A 21,417-nucleotide genomic window follows, 5' to 3' on the forward strand; every position below is an offset into this window, starting at 1 on the left:
GGTACCTACGGTGCAGATGAAAGGCGGCGATCCCACCCGAATGGGCGGGCTGAGGCAGCTCACCCCAGCCACCCGCTCCCTCGCCATCGCGGCAGTCGTCGTGATCGCGCTGCTCGGCTCCGCGTTCGCGATCGGGCGCGGCCTAGCGCCGACGGGAGACCCGCACACCAGCAACGCCACCACGCCGCACTCGCCCGACCAGCCCGCCCCGTCGGACGACGGCACCACGACAGCGCGGGAGCGCGACGGCGACACCGCAGCCGCTCCAGAGCCGACCCCGAGTAGCGACTACTACGACGAGGGCACCCAGCGCACCACCGAAACCTCAGCCGTGGCCCTGACCTTCGACGACGGGCCGGACCCCCAGTACACCCCACATGTCCTCAGCTCCCTGCGGGCGTACGGGGTCACCGCCACCTTCTGCGTGACCGGCGAAAACGCCAGCGCCTACCCGGAGTTGGTACAGGCGATCGTGGCCGACGGGCACACCCTGTGCAACCACACCTGGAACCACGACATCGCCCTCGGCTCCCGGTCGCCGGACGAGATCCGGTCAGACCTGATCCGGACCAGCAACGCGATCCACGCCGCCGTCCCCAACGCCCCCATCACGTACTACCGCCAGCCCGGCGGCGCCTGGACCTACTCGATCGTGTCCGCGGTCGAGGAGCTGGGAATGATCCCGCTGCACTGGACGATCGACCCGCGGGACTGGGAGAGCCCCGGCGCCGATCACATCACGACCACCGTGCTCGAAGGGGTGGAACCCGGCTCGATCGTGCTGCTGCACGATGCGGGTGGGCCCCGAGAGGACACCGTGGACGCCCTCAACCGGATCCTGCCCGAGCTCACCGCCCGGTTCCTGGTAACAGGGCTTACACCCGACGCCACCTGACCGGCGCCCGGGCTAACGTGACCGGATGAACAGCACCGAAACCGCCACCGACGGGGTGGTCCGGACCGACCGGCTCGACCCACCGGAGATCACCGACGTGCTGGCACTCGCCCGAGCCGCCGGGGACGCCGACGGCGCGGACCCCTTCGACGAGCACACCTTGCTCCGGCTCCGCGATCCGCACGCACCGACCTGCCACCTCACCGCCCGCGCCGCTGACGGCACCTTGACCGGGTACGCGCACCTGGACATCAGCGACCCCGCCGCCGGCACCGGGGTGGAGTTGGCGGTCCACCCCGCGTACCGACGCCGGGGAACCGGACGAGCCCTGGCCCGGGGCGTACGCGCGGCCGTCACCGGCCCGCTCCGCGCCTGGGCGCACGGCGACCACCCCTCCGCGGCGGCGCTCGCCGTGGACCTGGACTACCGGCGAGCCCGGGTGCTCTGGCAGCTCCGCCGGCCCCTCACCGCCCCGATCCCGGAGCCGCCCCTGCCCGACGGGGTGACCCTGCGCGCGTACCGGCCCGGGGCCGACGACGACGCCTGGCTGGCGCTCAACGCCAAGGCCTTCGCCGACCACCCGGAACAGGGCCGGTGGACCGCCGCCGACCTGCAGGCCCGCCGCGCCGAGCCATGGTTCGACGCGGCCGGTTTCCTCCTCGCCGTGGACCGGGCGGGACAGCTACTCGGCTTCCACTGGACCAAGGTCCACGACCGGCCCGGCTCCGCCCGCATCGGCGAGGTGTACGTGGTGGGCGTTGACCCGACCGCCCACGGCGGAGGGCTCGGCAAAGCGCTCACCGCGGCCGGGCTGACATACCTACGAGACCAGCGGGGCCTGGACCGGGTGATGCTCTACGTGGATGAGTCCAACACCGCCGCGGTGGCCCTCTACGAGCGGCTCGGCTTCGCCCGCTGGTCGGCGCATGTCAACTACCAACTGGGCTAACGCTCCGGTGGGGTGAACCGGTAGCCCAGCCCTCGCACCGTGATGATGAGCGGCTGCGGCTCCCCCTCCGCCTCCAGTCGCCTGCGAAGCCGCTTGATGTGCACCGTGAGGGTGTTGGAGCTCTGCCCGGTCGACCCGTCCCACACCGCCGACAACAGCTGCTCCCGGCTGACCGTCCGGTCGGCATGCGTCATGAAGAAGTACAGGAGCCGGAACTCCTTCAACGGCAGCGACACCGGCCGGCCGTGCAGCGTCACCTCATAGGTGGCCGGGTCCATTCGCAGACCGCCCAGCTCGACCGGCGGATCCAGACTGCCGGCGGTCTCCGGTCGGATCCCACGCAGGATCGGCACCACCTCGTCCACCCGGTACGGCCGTCGGACGCAGGCGGTGGCGCCGGCCCGGAGCGCCCCGACGACCACCGACCCGTCGTCATCCCCCACCCCGACCAGGGTGGGGATGCCGGCCTGCCCGACCAGCAGTCGGACCAACTCCGTGCTGGCCATAGTGGTGATCCCAGCCGACACGACAGCCGCGTCCGGTTGCAGGGCACCAGCGGCCAGCAGCGCCTCGGCGGCGTGCGGGAAGTAGCGCCCGTGCACCCGGAGGGCAGATAACTCCGTCACCAACTCTGGGCCGGCAACCGTGTCGTCATCCACCACAAACAGTTGAAAGCGTCCCTCCGCTCGGTAGTCACCCCTGGTGTTCTCGACGACGTTATTCATCGACACCGGCCGCGGGATCAGCCGAAGCGGCCGGTGATGTAGTCTTCCGTGCGCTTGTCCGCTGGGTTGGTGAAGAGCTTGCCTGTCTGGCTGAACTCGACCAGCCGACCGTGCCGCTCCTGCCGCTCGTCCACCTCGGCGGTGAAGAAGGCCGTGTAGTGGCTTACCCGGGCCGCCTGCTGCATGTTGTGGGTGACGATGACGATCGTGTAGTCGTTCGACAGCTCCGACATCAGGTCCTCGATCTTCGCCGTGGCGATCGGGTCGAGCGCCGAGCAGGGCTCGTCCATGAGGATGATCTCGGGCCGGACGGCGATCGTCCGGGCGATGCAGAGCCGCTGCTGCTGCCCGCCGGAGAGGGCCAGACCGCTGGTCTTGAGCTTGTCCTTGACCTCGTCCCAGAGGGCGGCGTCCCGCAGCGCCTTCTCCACCAGGTCGTCCATGCTGGCGACCTTCATACCAGTGACCCGCGGCCCGTAGGCCACATTGTCGTAGATCGACTTGGGGAACGGGTTCGGCTTCTGGAAGACCATGCCGATGCGGCGCCGGACCTCGATCGGGTCAACGTCCTTGGTGTACAGGTCCTGGCCGTGGTAGGTCACCGAGCCGGAGACACGGGCTCCGGGGATGAGGTCGTTCATCCGGTTCAACGACCGCAGGATGGTCGACTTGCCACACCCGGAAGGGCCGATCATCGCCGTGATCTGCTTCTCCTGGATCGGCATTGACGTATCCCGTACGGCCTCGTAGGCGCCGTAGTACACGCTGACGCCGGAGAGCTCCATCACCGGGTCCGCCACGTCAGGCGTGGGGGCTCCGGTCGACTGGGCGCCAACGCCGGCGATGCTGACGCCGGGCCGGTTGGTGGTGTCGGTGGGGTTCACGGTGCTCACCTCTGGATGGGGTGGGTGGGACGGTGGAGCCGGTGGTCCGTCATCGGACTACTCACCAGCGCTTCTCGAACCGGTTACGAACGAAAATCGCGATCGAGTTCATCGCGAGCACAATCGCCAGCAGCAGGACGATGGCACCGGCAGCGAGCTCCGTGTACTCCGACTGCGAGCGGGTGATGAAGGTGTAGATCTGGATCGGCAGCGCGGTGTACCCGCTGTCCAGCCCATCCGGGTTGAAGGTGATGAAGGTGACCGCGCCCAGAACGATCAGCGGGGCGGCCTCCCCGATCGCACGGGACAGGGCCAGGATCGACCCGGTGGCGATCCCCGGAACCGCCGACGGCAGCACCTGCCGCGACACGGTCTGCCACTTGGTCGCACCAAGGGCATAGGAGGCGTGCCGGATCGACTGCGGTACCGCCCGGATGGCCTCCCGGGTGGCGATGATGACCACCGGCAGGACCAACAGCGACAGCACGATCGCCGCGGTGATGACCGTGAACCCGAGGCCGAGCGCCCGGGCGATGATCCCCAGGCCGAGGATACCGAAGATGATCGATGGCACGCCGGCGAGGTTCTGGATGTTGAGCTCCAGCAGCCGGTTGTACCAACGGGTGTTGTCCGCGTACTCCTCCAGGTAGATCGCGGACAGGATGCCGATCGGCAGGCAGATCAGCGCGACCAACGAGATGATCCATAGCGTGCCGACCAGCGCGGACTGTACGCCAGCACCGTCCAGCCGGCTCACCAGACCGGTGGGCATCTCGGTCCACAGCCGGGAATCCAGCCGGTTCCAGCCCTTGACGAGCACCCAGGTCAGCAGGGCGGCGAGGACACCGAAGGCGATCAGCAGGCAGGCCTGCATCGCCAGCCGGAACGCGACCTCGCCCGGCCGGCTCCGGCGCTGGGTCAACGCGTTACCCGACGCGGACGGATCCGGTCGGGTCTCGGTGGTGATGGTGGGGGTGCTCACTCGTAGACCTCCCGGAAACGACGGACCATCCGGATCGACACCGCGTTCAGCGCGAAGGTGATGAGGAACAGCAGCGCACCAACGGCGAAGACCGAGTCGTAGTCGAGCGACCCGACCGGGATGTCGCCCGAGGAGATGTTGGCGATGAAGGCGGTCATGGTCGCCGCCCCCTCCAACGGGTTGAGGACGATCCGGTCAGAGGTGAGGCCACCCGCGATCGTCACGATCATGGTTTCCCCCACCGCGCGGGAGATCCCCAGGACCACCGCGGCGACGATGCCGGACATCGCCGCCGGCACCACCACCCGGGTGGACACCTGCATCTTCGTGGAGGCCAGCGCGTACGCGCCCTCGCGCAGGCTGCGCGGAACGGCGGCCATCGAGTCCTCGGAGATGCTGGCGATGGTCGGCACGATCATGATGCCCATCGCGATACCCGCGATGAGCAGGTTCTGGAAGGCCGGCCCGTTGTCGGTCGGCCACCACTTCTGCAGCAGCGGGTTGAGCGCGAAGAGCGCGACGAAGCCGTACACGACCGTCGGCACGCCGGCGAGCAGTTCGATGATCGGCTTGAGTACCTTGCGGGTACGCGGGTTGGCGTACTCCGAGAGGTAGATCGCCGAGCCGAGGCCGAGCGGAACGGCGATGGTCAGCGCGACGCCGGTCACCGTCAGCGTGGCGGCGACGAGGGGCAGGACGCCGTAGGCCTTCTGCGCGAAGGTCGGCGTCCAGCTCGTGCCGGTGATGAACTCAACGACGCTGACCTGCTGGAAGAATCCGATCGTCGGTTGCACCAACGCGATGACGATCCCGATCGTGGTGGCGACCGAGACCAACGCGGCAGCGACGAGCAGGACCTTGACGGTGCTGTCAACGGGGCGACGCCGGCCCCGCCGCAGGGCGCTGCCCGCGGCGGAACCGGCGTTCGAGGTGCTGGTGGACACGTCAGGCCGCAGCCTTCAGGGCGTCGAACTCAGCCTGGAGGGTGCTCTTCTGCTCCTCGGTGAGCGGGACGTACTTCGCCTCGAGGACGATGTCGTCGATCCGCTCGATGTAGAAGTTGACGAAGTCCGCGACCTGCTCCTTCTCGACAGCGGTGTCGCTGACGTAGATGAACAGCGGCCGGGAGAGCGGCTGGTAGGAGTTCTCCTGCGCGGTCTTCAGGCTCGGCTCGACGCAGCCGGAGCCACCGTCAACCTTGAGTGCCTTGAGCTTGTCCGCGTTCTCCTCGAAGTAGGTGAAGCCGAAGTAGCCCAGGCCTCCCTTGGTGCCGGCGACGCCCTGCACGACCACGTTGTCGTTCTCCGACGCGGTGTAGTCGGTACGGCTGGCGCCCTCCTCACCGTTGATCTCGTCGGTGAAGTAGTCGAAGGTGCCGGAGTCGGTGCCCGGGCCGAAGAGCTTCAGCGGCTCGTCCGGGAAGCTGGGGTCGACCTGGTTCCAGTTGGCGACCTTGGAGTTCGGCTCCCAGATCGCCTTGAGCTGGTCAACCGTGAGGCAGTCGGCCCAGTCGTTCTCCTTGCTGACGACCACCGTGAGGGCGTCGTTGGCGACGACCAGTTCCTTGAACTGGATCCCGGCCGCCTCGCAGGCCTCGATCTCCGACTCCTTGATCGGACGGGAGGCATCCGAGACGTCGGTCTCCCCCTTGCAGAACCGCTCGAAGCCGCCACCGGTGCCAGAGGTGCCGACGGAGACGTTGACGCCGCTCTGAACCTCCCGGTAGAAGGTGGCCGCGGCCTCGCTCAGCGGAGCGACCGTGCTGGAGCCGTTGACCTTGACCTCACCCGAAAGCTGCTCGCCACCATCGGCGCTTTCGTTGTTGCTGCTGCAGCCGGTAAGCGCGAGCGCGGCGAGCGCGGTGCCGGCGAGGACGCGCCGCGAAAGCACGTTGCGGTTCACCAGAAAGCCTCTCTATCGGGGTGTGCCAGCCCGTCCGGGCCGTACGAGAAGTCAAGGTAGAAGGCCCAGGTAGCCGCGCGACCGGCGCTAAGTGAACGAAAAGTGAACTCCACGACGAAAATCGTGGCCGGGAACATCAGTATTGTGACGTTCCGACCACCGGCTCCCCAGATGTCCCTATCGCAGCCCCAAGGTCCGGGGCACGCCCAAGCGCCCCGCCCGGTCTGCGCCCGCCCGGGTCTGCGAGACCGGCGCCGACGCGAGAACGGGTCTGCGAGACCGGCGCCGACGCGCGACCGGCCTAGAGCCGAATCGTGCCGGTGACCAGGTAGACAACCTGACGCGCCACGTTGACCGCATGGTCCGCGTACCGCTCGTAGTAGCGGCCGACCAGGGCAAGGTCGATGGCGCTCTCCACCCCGTACTGCCAACTGGCCAACAGGAGCGACAACAGACGCGACTGGGCGGTGTCGACCTCGTCGTCGTCGAGCCCGATCTGCATGGCGGTCAGCGGATCACGGGTGGCGAGCACGGTCGAGGCCTTCTCCGCGATCCGCGCCGCCGCTTCGGCCATCTCCGTCACCACGGCAGCCGCTGGCGGAGGGACAACCATGACCGGGTACCGCATCTGCACGACCTTGGCAATGTGGACGGCGAGGTCGCCCATCCGCTCAAGGTCGGCCGCGATCCGGATGGCGCAGAGCACCAGGCGCAGGTCCGAGGCGACCGGCTGCTGCCGGGCGAGCAGCTCCGGGACGGCCGCCTCGATGTCCCAACGAAGCTGGTCGAGGACCGCGTCATTCCGAATGACCTGCTCGGCCGCCTCCTGGTCCACGTCCAGCAGCGCGGTGCCCGCACCCCGGATCGCCGCCGCGGCCTCCCGGCTCATCACCGCCAGGGCGCCAGTCAACCGATCAAGCTGCTCGTCGTAGCCGCTCCGGACCATCGCGCCTCCACCTGCTCGCCTCGCGGCTCCGCCGTCGTCCCGAGGGCGGGTACGCCTTGGCAAACCACGAGTCAGCCACATCGCATAGACAGCAACCTACCGGCTACGGCGCGGATCAGCCGAATTCGGCGCCGGCGATGGGGCAGGGTCCTGACTGACCAGTCAGCGCAGGAGAAACCGGGGTGGGCCGGCGCCGGAGTCCTCCAGCCGAGGCATCACCGGGGTCGCCGGATCACGGGTCGCCGCGGCGGCGATGACACCGGCCAGATCCCGGCAGGCTGCCACCTGCCCGAGAGTGACCAGGGTGGGCGGAAGCATGGCCAGCTCCCCGGCGGCGCAGGCGTCGGCCGGGGAGATCCAGAGCGTACGGTCCGCCTCACCGGAGACATCCCGGGTACGCTGCCCCACCGGTAGCCGGGCGACGAAGAAGTACGTGTCGAACCGACGCGGCTCGAACTCGGGTGTGATCCACCGGCTCCACGGCAGCAGTAGATCCGAACGGAGGGTGAGCCCTCGCTGGGCGAGCAGGTCAGCGAAGCCCACCTCCCGCCGTTCCAGAGCCACCCGGGCCGCCTCCCAGTCACCGCCAGCAACGTCGCCGACGACCGTGTCGGCATCCGGGCCGGCGAGCAGGACCCCGGCCTCCTCGAACACCTCCCGCGCGGCGGCGCAGACAACCGCCTGCGCCGCCGTCGGCGCCAGCCCCAGCCGGGTCCCCCACTGCGCCGGGGGCGGCCCGGCCCAGTCGACGTGGGCCATCGAATCCGATGGGTCCACGCCGCCACCGGGGAAGGCGTACACGCCGCCGAAGGCCATCGCCGCGACCCGGCGGATCAGGTATGCCTCGAAGCCGCCCCGGTCGGCCAGCGGCGGGGCGGCGGGGCGAAGCAGCAGTACGGTGGCCGCTACCCGGGGTGCTGCCGGAACGCTCCCCTGCTCGCGGAACCGGCGGGCGTGCTCCACCAGCGCCGATGGGGCAGGGAAGCCATCGCCGTCGCTCGTCATGGAGCGAGCCTAGATCCCGGCCGGCGGAACGCCCAGTGCCCCTGCCCCCACCTCATTGCCCCCACCTCAGCTGAACAACGGACGAACCAGGAAGTACGTCAGGGCACCGATGCTGCCGGCAGCCGGGAAGGTGAGAATCCAGGCGCCCACGATGTTGCCGGCGACCCCCCAACGCACAGCGGAGAGCCGTTTGGTGGCGCCGACACCCATGATCGCCGAGGTGATCGTGTGGGTGGTGGAGATCGGCGCGCCCAGCACCAGCGCGTTGAAGTAGAGCACCGAGCTGGCCACGGTCTCGGCGGCGAAGCCCTCCGGCGGCCGTAGGTCGATGATCTTCCGGCCCAGGGTTCGGATGATCCGCCACCCACCGGCGTACGTGCCGGCGGCGAGCACCGCGGCAGAGGTCCAGAAGGCCCACTCCGGGATGTGCGTCGGGCTGTCCTGGAAACCACCTACAAAGAGGGCGAGCACCACGATACCGATCGTCTTCGCCGCGTCCTGCATGCCGTGGCCGACTGACATGGCCGCGGCCGAGGCGCTCTGGGCCCAACGGAAGCCCCGGTTGAGCTTGCCCGGGTGCCCCCGCCGGAAGATCCACTGCACCGCGACCATCACGATGTAACCGAGCAGGAGACCAACCATCGGCGACAGGATCATCGGTATGACGACCTTCTGGCCGATGCCGCTCCACAGCACCACGCCGGACGCCGCCACCGTGGAGCCGACCAAGCCCCCGATCAGGGCGTGCGACGAGGACGACGGCAGGCCGAAGTACCAGGTGATGAGGTTCCAGACGATGGCACCGACCACGCCGGCGAAGACGATCGCCAGGCTGGACGTACCGGTGGGCAGCTCGACCAGGCCGCTGCCGACGGTCTTGGCGACCTCCGCACCGAAGTGCGCACCGATGAAGTTGCCGATCGCCGCCATGCCCAGGGCGACCCGGGGGGTCAGCGCCCGGGTGGAGATGCTGGTCGCGATCGCGTTGGCGGCGTCGTGGAATCCGTTCGTGTAGTCGAAGACCAACGCAACTGCGATCACCGCCAGCACGGCGATGAGTTCAGGGGTCACGGATCAGGACTCCTTGACGGCGATTGTCTCGACGGTGTTCGCCACGTGCTCGAAGGCGTCGCAGGCGGCCTCAAGCTCGTCGGCGACCTCCTTCATCTTCAACACGGTCAAGGCGTCGTACTCGCCGGAGAAGAGCCGAACCAACAGCATCCGGTACGCCTGGTCGCCGTCGTTCTCCAGGCGGTTGCACTCAATCCAGTAGTCCTCGAGGTCCCGCATCGACCTCAGTCGGGGCATCGCCTCAGCGGTCAGCCTCGCCTGCTGGTCCAAGACGTTGACCAGCTCATGCATCTCCCGCGGCAGCGACGGCAGCTCGGTCAGGCCGTACAGGTAGAGCAGGTTGCCGACCGCCTCCAGGTGGTCCATGACGTCGTCGAGCAGCGAGCCAAGCCGGTAGATGTCCTCGCGGTCGAACGGCGTGATGAAGGTAGAGTTGATCTTCTTGTACAGCTCGTGGGTGATCTGATCGCTGTCGTGCTCCACCTCGGTGAGCCGCTCGCTGACCGACTGCACCACCACGCCAGGCAGGGCCAGCTCGTTAAGGAGCTCGGTGCCCCGCACCAGGTTCTGCGCGGCCCTGGTGAAGAGCTCGTAGAAGGCACCCTCGTTCGGGCGGAAGGAAAACTTCACAGGACGGACCTCGTCGTGTCGGCGGGGGGTGGTGGCAGCCACCTCACGGTGACCCGAGTGGGAATGCTAGGTGCCGCCGAAATGCCAAATGAACCGGCCCACCACTAGCCCACTCCCATTCACATTTAGTTAACCATCTGTTCACCTTTGTCGGTTGGAGCCTGCCGCCCCAGGGTGCCGAGCCGGCAGGCGGCGGTTACCCCAGGCATCCGATGCCGAACCTGCCCCACGACACCACCACCCCAAGTAGGGCATGAACATGCGGTAACGCACGCTGTCGGGCTGCGCTCAGGATGGGGCAGCGATTTACCTCACACGAACGGCTTCGCGCACAGCTGGGGCAGCTCGACAGCGGCAACACCGGCATCGCCGCTCACCCCGAAACCGGCGCCACCGCCCACCCATACAACTACCCATCAACCCCAAACGGCCCAAACACCCCCGAAATGCCACGGACCTCGGGTCGGAGCCCAGAAGGGATCACAACTCGCGAAACCGATAAGATCGAAAAAATGGACAATTCTCCCACCAGAGCGACCCGACTAACTGGTCGGTGGGGGGCATGGTCCAGCCCGTTCAGATGACCAGCGCCAGCCACTTTCGGTACGACGTAGCAAACGGCTCGGTGCCATCGCCCAGCGCGGCGAACAGCCAGTGGGCCGCGGTGTGCGCCTCGGTAACCACCTCGCCCGGGTAGCCGAACCGCTTACGGTGCTCGGCGAACTCATCCTCGTCCAGCAACTCCACCAGACCGGAGCCACGCCGGCGCACCACGTCCAGGTCAAGGTCGAAGAGATGCACGGTGTCGTCGTTCTCCCAGCGGGCGGGACTGGCGATGTCGCAGTAGACCTCGCTGGTCCGCGGCGGCGGGTTGAACATGCCGGTCCACCACGCGTGATGCGGTACCAAGAGCACGAACGGGATCTGTTCGACGGAGGGCCGGCCGTGGTAGACCGAGGGCGTGCCGACCGGCACGCCGAGCCAGACGCCAAGGTCGTCCTCGGCAAGCCGGCGAGCCGGGTAGTCGCGGTGGGCGCTGCCGTCGTACTTGCGGTAGATCACGCGGACCGTGTCGCTCGGCATGACTGGCACCCTAGCCGATTCGGTCGATCACACGTAGCAAGGAGATAACTGGACGTCACCGGTCAGATGTCGGATCGTGACAACGCCGCGCCACCCGCCGGGGGCCGGCAGTCGGTGCCGCCCGGTACCGTCACACGGTGACCCCGCCCCGCACCGCCACCGACTCCGCCAGCCCGAAGTCCCGAACCGGCGGCCGGCGCTCCGGCGGTGGGGTGACCGGCGCTGACCTACTCGCTGCGGCGGTCGAGGCGGTCCCCGGAGGGGCAGCACGCCCGGGTCAGCAGGAGATGACAACAGCGATTGAGGCAGCGGTAACCGCCCGCGAGCACCTGCTGGTGCAGGCCGGCACCGGCACCGGCAAGTCCCTGGCGTACCTGGCGCCCGCGCTCACCGTTGACGGCCCGGTGGTGGTCTCCACCGCCACCCTCGCGCTCCAGTCCCAACTGGTTGACCACGACCTCCCCCGGCTGGCCGACGCGGTGGAGCCGCTGCTCGGCCGGCGGCCCACCTTCGCCGTGCTCAAGGGGCGGCACCACTACCTCTGCCTGGCCCGGCTCGACAACGCCACCGAGGCGGAGCCCGGCGACACCCTCTTCGACGCGCCGAGACCGGGCGGCACGGCGTGGCTCGGCGAAGCCGGCCGCCTCGGCCGGCAGGTCCAGCGGCTCCGCGACTGGGCCGAGAAGACTGACACCGGCGACCGGGACGAGCTAGATCCCGGCGTTGACGAGCAGGCCTGGCGCCTGGTGTCCATGCCGGCGCGGGAGTGTGTCGGTGCGACCCGTTGCCCGTTCGGCGCCGAGTGCTTCGCTGACGCCTCCCGGGCCCGCGCCCGCGAGGCCGATGTCGTGGTGACCAACCACAGCCTGCTCGCGGTGGACATGCTCGCCGGGCGACACATCGTTCCGCCACACCAGCTGCTCATCGTGGACGAGGCGCACGAGTTGGCCGATCGGGTCTCCTCCGCCGCACAGGCCGAGCTGGTGCCGGAGTCAATAGACCGGTCCACCCGTCAAGCCCGCCCACTACTCCGCCCGGAGACGGCCGAGGCGCTCACCGCGGCCGGTGATGCCCTGGCCGTCGGGCTCGCCGAGGCCCCCGCAGGTCGGCTCACCACCGGTCTACCGGCCCCGCTCCAGGAGGCATGCACGCTGCTTGACGCCGCGACCCGCGCGGCGCTCGACGCGATCGGTGAGGTCAAGGCCGACGACCCGGACCCGGTCCGCAAACAGCAGGCCAAGGCGGTACTCGACGAGCTGTCCGGCACCGCGCAACGGCTGTTGGAGGAGGCCGACCACGACGTGGCCTGGGTGGAACGCAACGACTCCACCGGGCGACGGGCGCTGGTGGTCGCCCCGCTCTCGGTGGCCGGCACCCTCGCCACCCACCTTTACGAAGAACGCACCGTCGTCGCCACCTCGGCCACCCTGACCCTGGGGGGCCGCTTCGACACCGTTGCCCGGGCTCTGGGCCTGGAGGTTCCGGCTGCCACGACCGATGCGCCGGTCACCTCCGGTCCGGACTGGCAGTCGCTCGACGTCGGCTCTCCGTTCGACTACGCCCGGCAGGGGATCCTCTACGTCGCCGCGCACCTACCCCGGCCCAGCGTCTCCGGACTGCCCGATGCAGCCGGCGCGGAGCTTCTCGAACTGGTCCAGGCGCTCGGCGGACGGACGCTCGGGCTCTTCTCGTCCCGGCGGGCCGCGCAGCAGGCGGCGGAGCTGCTCCGGGAACGCACCGACCTGCCCGTGCTACTCCAGGGCGAGCAGGCGCTGCCACTGCTGGTCCGCCGATTCCGCGAAGAACAGGCGAGCTGCCTGTTCGGGGTGATGTCGCTCTGGCAGGGGGTGGACGTGCCGGGCGACGCCTGTCAGCTGGTGGTCGTTGATCGGCTGCCCTTCCCACGACCGGACGAGCCGCTCGCCGCTGCCCGTGCCGCCGCCGTTGACGCCGACGGGGGGTCGGGGTTCGCCGCGGTCAGCGTGCCGATCGCGGCCGTTCGGCTGGCCCAGGGCGTGGGCCGGCTGATCCGCGCCACCGGCGACCGGGGGGTGGTCGCGGTGCTCGACTCCCGGCTGGAGACCGCCCGGGGATACGGCCCCTTCCTCCGCCGCTCGCTTCCGCCGTTCTGGTACACGACCCGCCCCGACGTGGCCCGCGGCGCCCTCGAACGCCTGGCGAAGGGCGCGACCGGGTAGTCCTCCGGTGGACGGGTCAGGGGGCCTTACTCGCGACGACGACAGCGTCCGACGGGGTCTCCGGAACGGTACGGATGGCGAGGCGGCGTACGGCCGTGTTGAGCACCGCGATCAACGGCACCGCGATCAGCGCCCCGGTGATCCCGGCGAGTACCACGCCGGCGGCGATACCAACGATCACCGCGAGCGGGTGGATGGCCACCGCCCGCCCCATGATCAATGGTTGGAGCACGTGCCCCTCAAGCTGCTGCACACCGATCACCACACCCAAGATGATCAACGCGGTGATCGGTCCGCTGTCCACCAGGGCGACGAGCACCGCGACCCCACCGGACAAGGTCGCACCGATGATCGGAATGAACGAGGCGAGGAAGATCAACGCGGCGAGCGGAAAGGCGAACGGGATATCGAAGATCACCAGGAAGATGCCGATGCCGAGCGCGTCGATGAAGGCCACCAGCACGGTGGCCCGTACGTACGCGCCGAGGGTCTGCCAGGAGGCCCGGCCGGCGTCGTCGATCTTCCAGCGGGCGTTGACCGGCACCAGCCGAACCAGGAAGCGCCAGATCCGGCTGCCGTCACGCAGGAAGAAGAAGGTCGCGAAGAGCACCAGGATCGTGCCCGTCAACACCTCGGCCAGGGTGGCCGCGGTGGAGAGCGCCCCGCTGGTCAGTCCATCGACGTTCTCGTTGAGCCACGCTTCGGCGTCGTTGATGTAGTTGTTCAGCTGCTGGTCGTCGAGGCCCAGCGGGCCGGTCTGCAGCCAGTTCTGGATCTGGCGTACGCCCTGGGACGACTTCTCGCTGAGCTCCGGCACGCCCTGAATGAACTCATTGACCACCAGGGTCAGCGTGCCGATCACCGCGGCCAGCCCACCCACCAGCACCACGGCGGTCGCCAGCGACCGCGGGAACCGGGCCCGGAGCAGCCAACCAACGGCCGGGGCCAGCAGCGCCGACAGCAACAGCGCAATGGCCAGCGGAATGATCACGATCCGGATCTGACCCACGATCCGCAGCAGGGCCCAGGCCACGATCCCGATCGCGAGCAGACGCCAGGACCAGGCGGCCCCGATCCGGAGCGCATGCGGCACATCCGCGTCGTCCCGGCTGGTCGTCGAGCTGTGCAGCGGCGGGGATGGCTCCACGCCGCTGACCGCCGGTGGTGGCGGCGGGGCTGGTGCCGGGTTGGCCACCTCCGCCGAGGTGGTGCCGGGCGTCCCGGCGCGCAGACCCGCCGATCGCCGCCGGGACCGATACGACTCGTACGCGCGCCGAAGCCCCCCACGCATCCGCTCGAATCGGCTCAAGCGCACCTCCTCGCGTCCCGCGTTCCGGCGTAACCGGTAGGTCGGACAGGATACGCCGTCAATCCAATCATCGTGGGCCTAATCCGCCACCGGATGCCCACGGTCACGACCGGGGAACCACGGCCGGACGGCGGAGCGGGACACGGTAGCGTCTGCCCCCGTGACCAACGACGAGAATCTCGACTCCGGCCTGCCGATCCGGCTGCTGCACGATCGGGTGCTGGTCCGCATGGAGGGCAGTGAGGGTGAGCGTCGCTCCACCGCCGGCATCGTGATTCCGGCGACAGCCGCCGTCGGCAAGCGGTTGGCCTGGGCAGCCGCGGTGGCGGTGGGGCCGAACGTCCGTTCCATCGTCTCCGGTGACCGAGTGCTGTTCGACCCGGACGACCGCTCCGAGGTCGAGCTACACGGCCGCGGATACGTGCTGCTGCGCGAGCGGGATGTGCACGCCGTCGCCGCCGAACGCGTCGAACCAGACTCCACCGGCCTCTACCTGTAGCCCCACCGGCCGCCACCGGTAGCCGTTTGCTCCGCTCCTTCCCGGGAAGTTAGCCGCACCAGGTGCCCTGGGGAGGGACGATGCCGGTACTGCTCAAGAAGTTGCTGTTCTGGGGCTTCATCGCGTTCCTGATCTACTTCATGGCGTTCCGACCCGATGGCGCGGCGGAAATGGTGAAAGCGATCGGGGGTGTGCTGATGGCGTTGGCACAGGGCCTCGGCGACTTCCTCACCAGTCTGATGACGTGACCGTTTCGGTCCTGACCGCCTCCGTCCTGCCGACCGCCGTCCGGGCGTCCGACAGGACCGGGGTCAGGACTGTCCACGGGGACCGGAGGCGGGCGGCCCGTACCAGCCGGGCGGTGGCGGATAGCCGGGCGGGGCGGGGTGGCCGGACGGTGGTGGATAGCCGGGCGGGGCGGGGTGGCCGGGCGGTGGTGGATAGCCGGGCGGTGGTGGATAGCCGGGCGGAACGGACGGCGCAGGCGGCGCAAGCACGACCGGGATCGGTACCACCGGCTCCTCCGGCGCCGCCACCGCGCGCTGCGACCCATCCGGGAACCGCAGGTGGTAGCGGTGCCCGTCCCAAACGCCAGCCGGGACGCGCGGATCCCGGCCGACGAAGAACGACCGGTAACCACTGATCAGCTCCAGCAGGTACCGCTCCTCGGCCAGCGCCCGCTCTCGCTCCGCCGGGCGGTCATCCAGCCCACGACGCATCCCGTCGCGCAGCAGCGCGAGCCGGGTGGCGGCGAACTGGTAGCCGCGCATCGCCTTCCGCCCCTGGTCGCCACCGACCCGCTTGGCCCACACCCGGGCGGCGTGCCGGCGGCCGAGATTGCTCAACGTCGCCACCTCCGGCGGGGTGAGCCAACCGGAACGGACGTAGTCGGGCAGGACCCGCTCGGTGAGCCGCCCTTCCCAGGAGCGCAGCCAGATCGCCAGCCCAACCATGCCGAAGAAGATCGGCACCATCACGCCGATAAGGCCGTAGAGCTGAATCAACAGCTCCCCGGTGGCCTGGGTCAACGTCGGCAGCAGGTTCCAGGCACCGTGCAACATCATCGCCAGTAGCAGGCCGGCCGCGGGAGCCAGCACCCGCACCCGCCGGTCGGCGCTACGGGCGGCGATTCCCAGCCCCACCCCGGTCATGGAGGTGAACAGCGGGTGGGCGAACCCGAAGAGCAGGATCCGGACGATGAAGATCGCGATAACCTGCTGCGTGCCGGTTGCCGGACCGAACTCCTCCACGCCCGTCCGATATCCATATCCGCCGAGATAGAGGATGTTCTCCACCATCGCGAAGCCGATCGCGGAGAGCCCGCAGTAGACCAGGGCGTCGGTGATTCCGGAGATCTCCCGCCGCCGGAAGATCAGCAACAGGATCGGCCCCAGCGCCTTCGTCAGCTCCTCGATGAAGGGCGCGACCAACACCGCCGTAAGCGCGGTCGGCAGCCCCGCCGCCTCGAACCGGCCCGCGGCGAAGGTGTTGACCAACAGCGACACCGTGGTGGAGACGAACGCACCCCAGGCAAAGCAGAAGACCAGGTACCGCAGCGGCTCCGGCTCATACCGATCGAGCCAGAGAAAACAGGCGACCAGCACCGGGACCGGAAGAACCGCCGCGATCACACCGATCAGCAGCGCCTCCGCGCCGAGGCTCTCGCCCAGTTGCCAGACCATGACCAGAGCGGAGGCCGCGATCAGCAGGATCACCAAGGCGAGAACGAGTAAGCGACGCCAGTTCCGGCGGCGGGACGGCATCTGCGGAGCAGCCGTCGGTGCGGCGCTGGTCGGCGACGGCGGGGGCGCGCCGGGCGGGGTGTCGGCCATGCCGTCAGCGTAGTCATCACTGACCCGCCCGGCCGGCCACACCGCTGCCCGCTAGACTGCAGAGCAGGTCACGAGCGCCAGCGACAAGCCCCGGCTTGCTGGCCGGCAACCCTCGTCGAGGTTCGCGGTGGGGTGCCCCGGGTGATGACCGGGCCGGGCGCGGTGTGCGTCGGGCAAGCGCGGACCCCGCTCACCCGCCTGGGGTCCCTGACTCCGGAGAAGCCACCCTGATGACCTGCGCCCTCACCCCGTCGCCGACCGTCGCCGGCCCACTCGCCGTGCTCGGCGTCCCCGGTCAGATCAACCTGGACTACGCGGCCAGCGCCCCGTGCGCGCAGGCCGCGACGGACGCCGTGACCGCGCTGCTTCCCTGGTACGCGAGTGTGCACCGGGGCGCCGGGGCCCTGTCGCAGCACTGCACCCTGGCCTACGAGCAGGCCCGGCAGACGGTCGGTGACTTCTTCGGCGCCCGCCCCGACGACCACGTCGTCTTCACCCGGAACACGACCGACGCGCTCAACCTGCTGGCCCGGGCGCTCCCCGCCGGCACCACGGTGGTGACGTTCGGCGGCGAGCACCACGCCAACCTGCTCCCCTGGCCGCGCGGGCCGGTCCGGCTACCCATGCCAGAGCACCCCACCGGCGCGGTCCGCGCGCTCGACGCCGCCCTCGGCGAACTGCGCCGCGGCGCCGACCGCGAGCCGCCGGTGCTGGTCGCGGTGACCGGCGCGAGCAATGTGACGGGCGAGCGGTGGCCCGTGGCCGAGCTGGCGCGGGTGGCCCGACGGCACCGGGCCCGGATCGCGGTGGACGCGGCGCAGCTCGCCCCGCACGCCCCCGTTGACGTCCGCGCCCTCGATCTGGACTATCTGGCCGTCTCCGGTCACAAGCTGTACGCGCCGTTCGGCGCGGGAGTACTCCTCGGGCGGGCCGACTGGCTGGACGCCGCCCCGCCGTACCTGGCCGGTGGTGGCGCGACCAGCCACGTCGGCGGCGCGACCCACGACGTCCGGTGGGTGGCCGGACCGGCACGGCACGAGGCCGGCACGCCGAACCTGCTCGGCGCGGTAGCGCTCGCCGCGGTGTGTGACGCCCTCGCCAGCGCCGACCGGGCCGCGCTGCACGACGCCGAGCAGCGGCTGTTGGACCGGCTACGCGCGGGCCTCGCCGAGTTGCCGCACGCGGTCGAGCTGCACGCCTTCGAGCCGGCCGCGCCGCGGGTGGGGATCGTCTCGTTCGTGCTGGCCGGCCGGGACTCGGCCGAGGTCGCCGCGCACCTGGCCCGCCGGCACCGGATCGGGGTACGCGACGGACTGTTCTGCGCCCACCCGTTCGCCCGGCGGCTACTTTCGGAGGCGTCCGCCCGCAGCGGTCGGCGGGACCTGCCGGCGACCGCGCTGCGGGCGAGTATCGGGCTGGGTAGCACCCGGGAGCACGTGGACCAACTGCTGGCTGCACTCGCCGCGCTCGAATGACCGGCGGTTTCGCGACGGCTGTCGGGACGGCGTCCTGCGGATCCGGACCGATATGACGGGCGGCGGGGAGCCTGAACCACATCCCCGCCGGATCGGCCCACCGCTGGCAAGGCTCCACATCTACTCGGGCTGCTCCGGCTTTCCCTCGGACTGCTTTGGCTTCCCCTCGGACTGCTCCGGCTTCCCCTCGGACTGCTCTGACTGCACCGCGCGCTTGTTCTGCTTCAGGTCGCCGAAGGCCTCGCGAACCAGGCGGTTCGCCTCCTCCTGGGCGATACCCGAGGCGACCAGGAGGTCGCTGGCGACGGTACGCACCTGGGCAACCACCACGCTGCCGGAGAAACCCACGCCCTCGGTGTACGCCCGCGCGGCCTCGCTGACCGCGCGCAGCGACCGCTCGCGGGCCCGCTCCGGCTCCTCGCCGACGGCGAACTCGTGCCGGAGCAGCCGCACCGACTCAGCGAGGTGAATCATGGAGGCTGGCATCATGTCGGGGATCGGCTCTGCGTCCTCGACCAGGGTGATGGCACGCCGGGTCAGCGTGGTGGCGTTTCGAATCGCCCGTTCGATCGGGTCGGCCGCCTCCGCGTAGTGGGTCAACTCGTCGCGGCGGTGCCAACGCGCGGGGGACAGCGTGGCGGTCTCCTTCGCGCCCTGGATCGCCTCGTCGAACGATGCCACCTCCTCCTTGTGGTCACGGAGCTTCTCCAGCGAGCGTTCTACCTTGTCCCGGTCCCGTTTTCGCAGCCCCTCAGCGGTCGCGTCGAGCTGGTTGGCGAGCAGGTCCAACGCCGGCTGGGCCGCCCGGTTGAGCACCCGTACCGGGTTCAGCGGTAGCAGCAGCGCGGTCACCAGTAGCGCGGCGCTACCGCCGATCAACGCGTCGAGGAACCGCGGTATCTCCAGGTTGTGCCCGGCCGGGCTGAGCGTGACGATCAGAACAGCCGTCGCCGCCGCCTGGATCAGGATCGCGACGCTCCCGCCGGCGAAGACGGTCAGGAGAATCGCCGAGGTCACCACGAGACAGAGCTGCCACGGCCCGGTGCCCAGCAGAAAGATCAAGAGGTCGCCGACCGCCACCCCGACCGCCACCCCGACGATCAGCTCCATCGTTCGACGGAAGCGCTGCCCGACCGAGACGGCGAGGGTACCGACCGCCGAGATCGGTGCGAAGACGGGCTGCGGGCTGCCCAGCAGCTCATGCGCCACCAGCCAGGAGATGCCGGCGGCGAGTCCCGCCTGCACGGAGAGCACCAACGTCGCGCGGACCCGGGACACCCGTTCCTGGAGAGTCGCCTGACCACGATGGCGCAGCCGCTGCACCGTCGCCGCGATCCGGGCGCCGTCGATGTCCATACCACCGCCATCCCGCGACCGAGTCGCTACACCAGCGAAGGTCGCTCGTCCCGGCCCACGGCGGGTACTACCCACCCCGCGCCCGGTCGAATCCTCTTCCCGGCAGTTCCGGACCGCGCCCGGAACGGACAGACAACGAGCCGGGTGCGGTGCGGAGCGGAAAGGGCCGACACGAGGGCGGGCGTGGGTCGGGCGCGAGGGCGGGTTGGGGGTCGGGCGGCGCGGGTCGTAGCCTCGGCTCATGGGTCCCCTCCTCGAAGAGCTGCGTGCCGCGCTCGGTGACGACGCGGTGTTGACCGACCCGGACCTACTCCGGACGCACCAGCGGGACGAGGCAGATCTCTGTGCCGCCGGCACACCACTCGTGGTCACCCGCCCCCGGGACACCGCCCAGGTGGCGGCGGTCGTACGCGCCGCGGCGCGGCACGGGGCGCCGGTGGTGCCGCAGGGGGCCCGGACCGGGCTGGCGGGCGCGGCGAACGCGGTGGATGGCGCCGTCGTGATCAGCACCTCGGCCCTGACCACCATCCTGGAGATCGATCCGGTCAGCCGAATCGCGGTGGTACAACCGGGAGTGGTCAACGCGGCTCTCGGCACCGCGGTCGCCGAACACGGGCTGTGGTACCCACCGGACCCCGGCTCCTGGGAAACGTCCACCATCGGCGGGAACGTCGCCACCAACGCCGGCGGCATGTGCTGCGTGAAGTACGGCGTGACCACCGAGTACGTGCTCGGCCTCGAGGTGGTGCTCGCCTCCGGCGAGGTGCTGCGCACCGGACGGCGTACCGCGAAGGGGGTGGCCGGGTACGACCTGACCCGCCTCTTCGTCGGCTCCGAGGGCACCCTCGGGGTGCTCACCGAGGTGACCGTCGCGCTACGGCCCGCTCCGGCGGAGTCGCTGACCATGGTGGCGGTCTTCCCGAGCACCACCGCCGCGGGGGCCGCGGTGGCGAAGATCGCCGCCCAGGGTCTCTCCCCCAGCCTGCTGGAACTGCTCGACCAGACGCACCTGCGCGCCATCGAGGCGTACCGGCCGATGGGCCTGCGCCAGGATGCGGCCGCGCTGCTACTCGCCGCCGTTGACACCGGCGCGCGCGCCGCCGACGACCTGGCCGCGCTCACGGCGGTCTGCACGGCGGCCGGCGCGGACGAGGTGTACGCGGCGACTGACGCGGCCGAGGCGGCGGCGCTGCTACAGGCACGACGACTGGCGCACCCGGCAATGGAACGATTCGCCGCTGACACGTACCCGGACGGTAACGGCGGCCTGGTCATTGACGACGTGGCGGTGCCGCGCGGATCGTTGGCCGCCATGCTCGACGGGGTGGCGCGGATCGCCGCCGAGTGCGACGTACCAATCGGTGTGGTGGGGCATGCCGGGGACGGCAACCTGCACCCGAACATCGTGGTCGACCGGGCGGACCCGGCGAGCCTCGGCCGGGGACGACGCGCGTTCGACGAGATCATGCGGTTGGGGCTCGAACTGGGAGGCACCTGCACCGGCGAACACGGAGTCGGCCTACTCAAACGCGAATGGCTGGCCGAGGAGGTCGGTCCGGTCGGGATCCGGGTCCACCAGGCGATCAAGGCGGCGCTGGACCCGACGGGCCTGTTCAACCCGGGCAAGGTGCTCTGATCCGACCGGCCTGGTCGACCCGGCGAGGTGCGCTGACCCG

20 protein-coding genes and 1 riboswitch are annotated in these 21,417 nt (G+C 70.0%); of the genes, 7 read left to right on the plus strand and 13 right to left on the minus strand.

The genetic code is table 11. The features are described 5' to 3' along the window. The first annotated feature begins 40 nt into the window (after window positions 1–40). Both B118_RS0109965 and mshD read left to right on the plus strand, forming a co-directional pair. Window positions 41–895 carry a polysaccharide deacetylase family protein gene (locus tag B118_RS0109965; protein WP_033662307.1) on the plus strand — a complete coding sequence of 285 codons (855 nt, stop codon included), beginning with the start codon at window positions 41–43 and terminating at the stop codon, window positions 893–895. Between the two features lie 25 nt (window positions 896–920). Continuing rightward, window positions 921–1,844, plus strand: coding sequence for a mycothiol synthase (gene mshD / locus B118_RS0109970; protein ID WP_028192717.1), 924 nt, complete (start codon window positions 921–923; stop codon window positions 1,842–1,844). On the opposite strand, the gene B118_RS0109975 is transcribed toward mshD, so the two are convergent. The 10 genes from B118_RS0109975 to B118_RS0110030 form a co-directional block, all read right to left on the minus strand. After that, the gene (locus B118_RS0109975) at window positions 1,841–2,569 is read right to left on the minus strand and encodes a winged helix-turn-helix transcriptional regulator (RefSeq protein ID WP_018221596.1); all 729 of its coding nucleotides are present in this window, start codon (window positions 2,567–2,569) and stop codon (window positions 1,841–1,843) included. The two genes, mshD and B118_RS0109975, sit on opposite strands and share 4 nt — an antisense overlap. A gap of 17 nt (window positions 2,570–2,586) precedes the next feature. Next, window positions 2,587–3,453 (minus strand): phosphate ABC transporter ATP-binding protein PstB, encoded by an 867-nt coding sequence (pstB, locus tag B118_RS0109980; RefSeq protein WP_018221597.1) that lies wholly within the window; start codon window positions 3,451–3,453, stop codon window positions 2,587–2,589. A 61-nt stretch (window positions 3,454–3,514) separates the two neighbouring features. Then, window positions 3,515–4,435, minus strand: coding sequence for a phosphate ABC transporter permease PstA (gene pstA, locus B118_RS0109985; protein ID WP_018221598.1), 921 nt, complete (start codon window positions 4,433–4,435; stop codon window positions 3,515–3,517). After that, entirely contained in the window at window positions 4,432–5,379 is a 948-nt protein-coding gene (pstC, locus tag B118_RS0109990; protein ID WP_018221599.1) for a phosphate ABC transporter permease subunit PstC, read from the minus strand. The genes pstA and pstC overlap by 4 nt, the downstream gene beginning before the upstream one ends. 1 nt (window position 5,380) lies before the next feature. Continuing rightward, complete coding sequence (locus B118_RS0109995) at window positions 5,381–6,337, minus strand: PstS family phosphate ABC transporter substrate-binding protein (RefSeq protein ID WP_018818426.1); 957 nt, start codon at window positions 6,335–6,337, stop codon at window positions 5,381–5,383. A 301-nt stretch (window positions 6,338–6,638) separates the two neighbouring features. Next, window positions 6,639–7,283 carry a phosphate signaling complex protein PhoU gene (gene phoU, locus B118_RS0110005; protein ID WP_018827492.1) on the minus strand — a complete coding sequence of 215 codons (645 nt, stop codon included), beginning with the start codon at window positions 7,281–7,283 and terminating at the stop codon, window positions 6,639–6,641. A 162-nt stretch (window positions 7,284–7,445) separates the two neighbouring features. Then, window positions 7,446–8,288, minus strand: coding sequence for an NUDIX hydrolase (locus tag B118_RS0110010; protein WP_028192718.1), 843 nt, complete (start codon window positions 8,286–8,288; stop codon window positions 7,446–7,448). A 66-nt stretch (window positions 8,289–8,354) separates the two neighbouring features. Continuing rightward, on the minus strand, window positions 8,355–9,359 hold the full coding sequence (locus tag B118_RS0110015) for an inorganic phosphate transporter (protein ID WP_018221604.1): 1,005 nt from the start codon (window positions 9,357–9,359) through the stop codon (window positions 8,355–8,357). Between the two features lie 3 nt (window positions 9,360–9,362). Next, window positions 9,363–9,989, minus strand: coding sequence for a DUF47 domain-containing protein (locus tag B118_RS0110020; RefSeq protein ID WP_018218078.1), 627 nt, complete (start codon window positions 9,987–9,989; stop codon window positions 9,363–9,365). A 576-nt stretch (window positions 9,990–10,565) separates the two neighbouring features. Next, window positions 10,566–11,072, minus strand: a complete 507-nt coding sequence (locus tag B118_RS0110030; protein ID WP_018221605.1) for a DUF402 domain-containing protein — start codon at window positions 11,070–11,072, stop codon at window positions 10,566–10,568. A gap of 137 nt (window positions 11,073–11,209) precedes the next feature. Between B118_RS0110030 and B118_RS0110035 the strand changes: the two genes are divergently transcribed. Continuing rightward, window positions 11,210–13,270 carry an ATP-dependent DNA helicase gene (locus B118_RS0110035; protein WP_018221606.1) on the plus strand — a complete coding sequence of 687 codons (2,061 nt, stop codon included), beginning with the start codon at window positions 11,210–11,212 and terminating at the stop codon, window positions 13,268–13,270. Window positions 13,271–13,286: 16 nt separating this feature from the next. Here B118_RS0110035 and B118_RS0110040 read toward each other — a convergent pair whose 3' ends face one another. Further along, window positions 13,287–14,561: an AI-2E family transporter gene (locus B118_RS0110040; RefSeq protein ID WP_027645853.1), complete on the minus strand. Its 1,275-nt coding sequence runs from the start codon at window positions 14,559–14,561 to the stop codon at window positions 13,287–13,289. Window positions 14,562–14,739: 178 nt separating this feature from the next. Between B118_RS0110040 and B118_RS0110045 the strand changes: the two genes are divergently transcribed. Both B118_RS0110045 and B118_RS32355 read left to right on the plus strand, forming a co-directional pair. Beyond that, on the plus strand, window positions 14,740–15,078 hold the full coding sequence (locus B118_RS0110045) for a GroES family chaperonin (RefSeq protein ID WP_018221608.1): 339 nt from the start codon (window positions 14,740–14,742) through the stop codon (window positions 15,076–15,078). A gap of 80 nt (window positions 15,079–15,158) precedes the next feature. Beyond that, window positions 15,159–15,326 (plus strand): hypothetical protein, encoded by a 168-nt coding sequence (locus B118_RS32355; protein WP_018218073.1) that lies wholly within the window; start codon window positions 15,159–15,161, stop codon window positions 15,324–15,326. 63 nt (window positions 15,327–15,389) lie between these two features. Here B118_RS32355 and B118_RS0110055 read toward each other — a convergent pair whose 3' ends face one another. Next, window positions 15,390–16,952 carry a PrsW family intramembrane metalloprotease gene (locus tag B118_RS0110055; protein WP_028192719.1) on the minus strand — a complete coding sequence of 521 codons (1,563 nt, stop codon included), beginning with the start codon at window positions 16,950–16,952 and terminating at the stop codon, window positions 15,390–15,392. A 24-nt stretch (window positions 16,953–16,976) separates the two neighbouring features. Beyond that, window positions 16,977–17,096, plus strand: a riboswitch (SAM riboswitch). 44 nt (window positions 17,097–17,140) lie between these two features. On the opposite strand from B118_RS0110055, the gene B118_RS0110060 reads away from it, so the two are divergent. After that, a complete protein-coding gene (locus B118_RS0110060) occupies window positions 17,141–18,385 on the plus strand; it encodes an aminotransferase class V-fold PLP-dependent enzyme (protein WP_018811607.1) in 1,245 nt (414 codons plus the stop codon). 120 nt (window positions 18,386–18,505) lie between these two features. On the opposite strand, the gene B118_RS0110065 is transcribed toward B118_RS0110060, so the two are convergent. Beyond that, window positions 18,506–19,741: an FUSC family protein gene (locus B118_RS0110065; RefSeq protein ID WP_018811608.1), complete on the minus strand. Its 1,236-nt coding sequence runs from the start codon at window positions 19,739–19,741 to the stop codon at window positions 18,506–18,508. 241 nt (window positions 19,742–19,982) lie between these two features. On the opposite strand from B118_RS0110065, the gene B118_RS0110070 reads away from it, so the two are divergent. Continuing rightward, window positions 19,983–21,377 carry an FAD-binding oxidoreductase gene (locus B118_RS0110070; protein WP_027647928.1) on the plus strand — a complete coding sequence of 465 codons (1,395 nt, stop codon included), beginning with the start codon at window positions 19,983–19,985 and terminating at the stop codon, window positions 21,375–21,377. Window positions 21,378–21,417: the final 40 nt, after the last annotated feature.

It is taken from the genome of Salinispora pacifica CNR114 (assembly GCF_000514775.1).
In the GTDB taxonomy this organism is placed as follows: Bacteria; Actinomycetota; Actinomycetes; order Mycobacteriales; family Micromonosporaceae; genus Micromonospora; species Micromonospora pacifica.

What these genes read in the sequence shown, in the direction of transcription:
- B118_RS0109965 (WP_033662307.1), top strand. Translation starts at nt 41, where the DNA reads ATGGGCGGGCTGAGGCAGCTCACCCCAGCCACCCGCTCCCTCGCCATC.
- mshD (WP_028192717.1), top strand. Translation starts at nt 921, where the DNA reads ATGAACAGCACCGAAACCGCCACCGACGGGGTGGTCCGGACCGACCGG.
- B118_RS0109975 (WP_018221596.1), bottom strand. Translation starts at nt 2,569, where the DNA reads ATGAATAACGTCGTCGAGAACACCAGGGGTGACTACCGAGCGGAGGGA.
- phoU (WP_018827492.1), bottom strand. Translation starts at nt 7,283, where the DNA reads ATGGTCCGGAGCGGCTACGACGAGCAGCTTGATCGGTTGACTGGCGCC.
- B118_RS0110010 (WP_028192718.1), bottom strand. Translation starts at nt 8,288, where the DNA reads ATGACGAGCGACGGCGATGGCTTCCCTGCCCCATCGGCGCTGGTGGAG.
- B118_RS0110030 (WP_018221605.1), bottom strand. Translation starts at nt 11,072, where the DNA reads ATGCCGAGCGACACGGTCCGCGTGATCTACCGCAAGTACGACGGCAGC.
- B118_RS0110040 (WP_027645853.1), bottom strand. Translation starts at nt 14,561, where the DNA reads ATGCGTGGGGGGCTTCGGCGCGCGTACGAGTCGTATCGGTCCCGGCGG.
- B118_RS32355 (WP_018218073.1), top strand. Translation starts at nt 15,159, where the DNA reads ATGCCGGTACTGCTCAAGAAGTTGCTGTTCTGGGGCTTCATCGCGTTC.
- B118_RS0110060 (WP_018811607.1), top strand. Translation starts at nt 17,141, where the DNA reads ATGACCTGCGCCCTCACCCCGTCGCCGACCGTCGCCGGCCCACTCGCC.
- B118_RS0110065 (WP_018811608.1), bottom strand. Translation starts at nt 19,741, where the DNA reads ATGGACATCGACGGCGCCCGGATCGCGGCGACGGTGCAGCGGCTGCGC.
- B118_RS0110070 (WP_027647928.1), top strand. Translation starts at nt 19,983, where the DNA reads ATGGGTCCCCTCCTCGAAGAGCTGCGTGCCGCGCTCGGTGACGACGCG.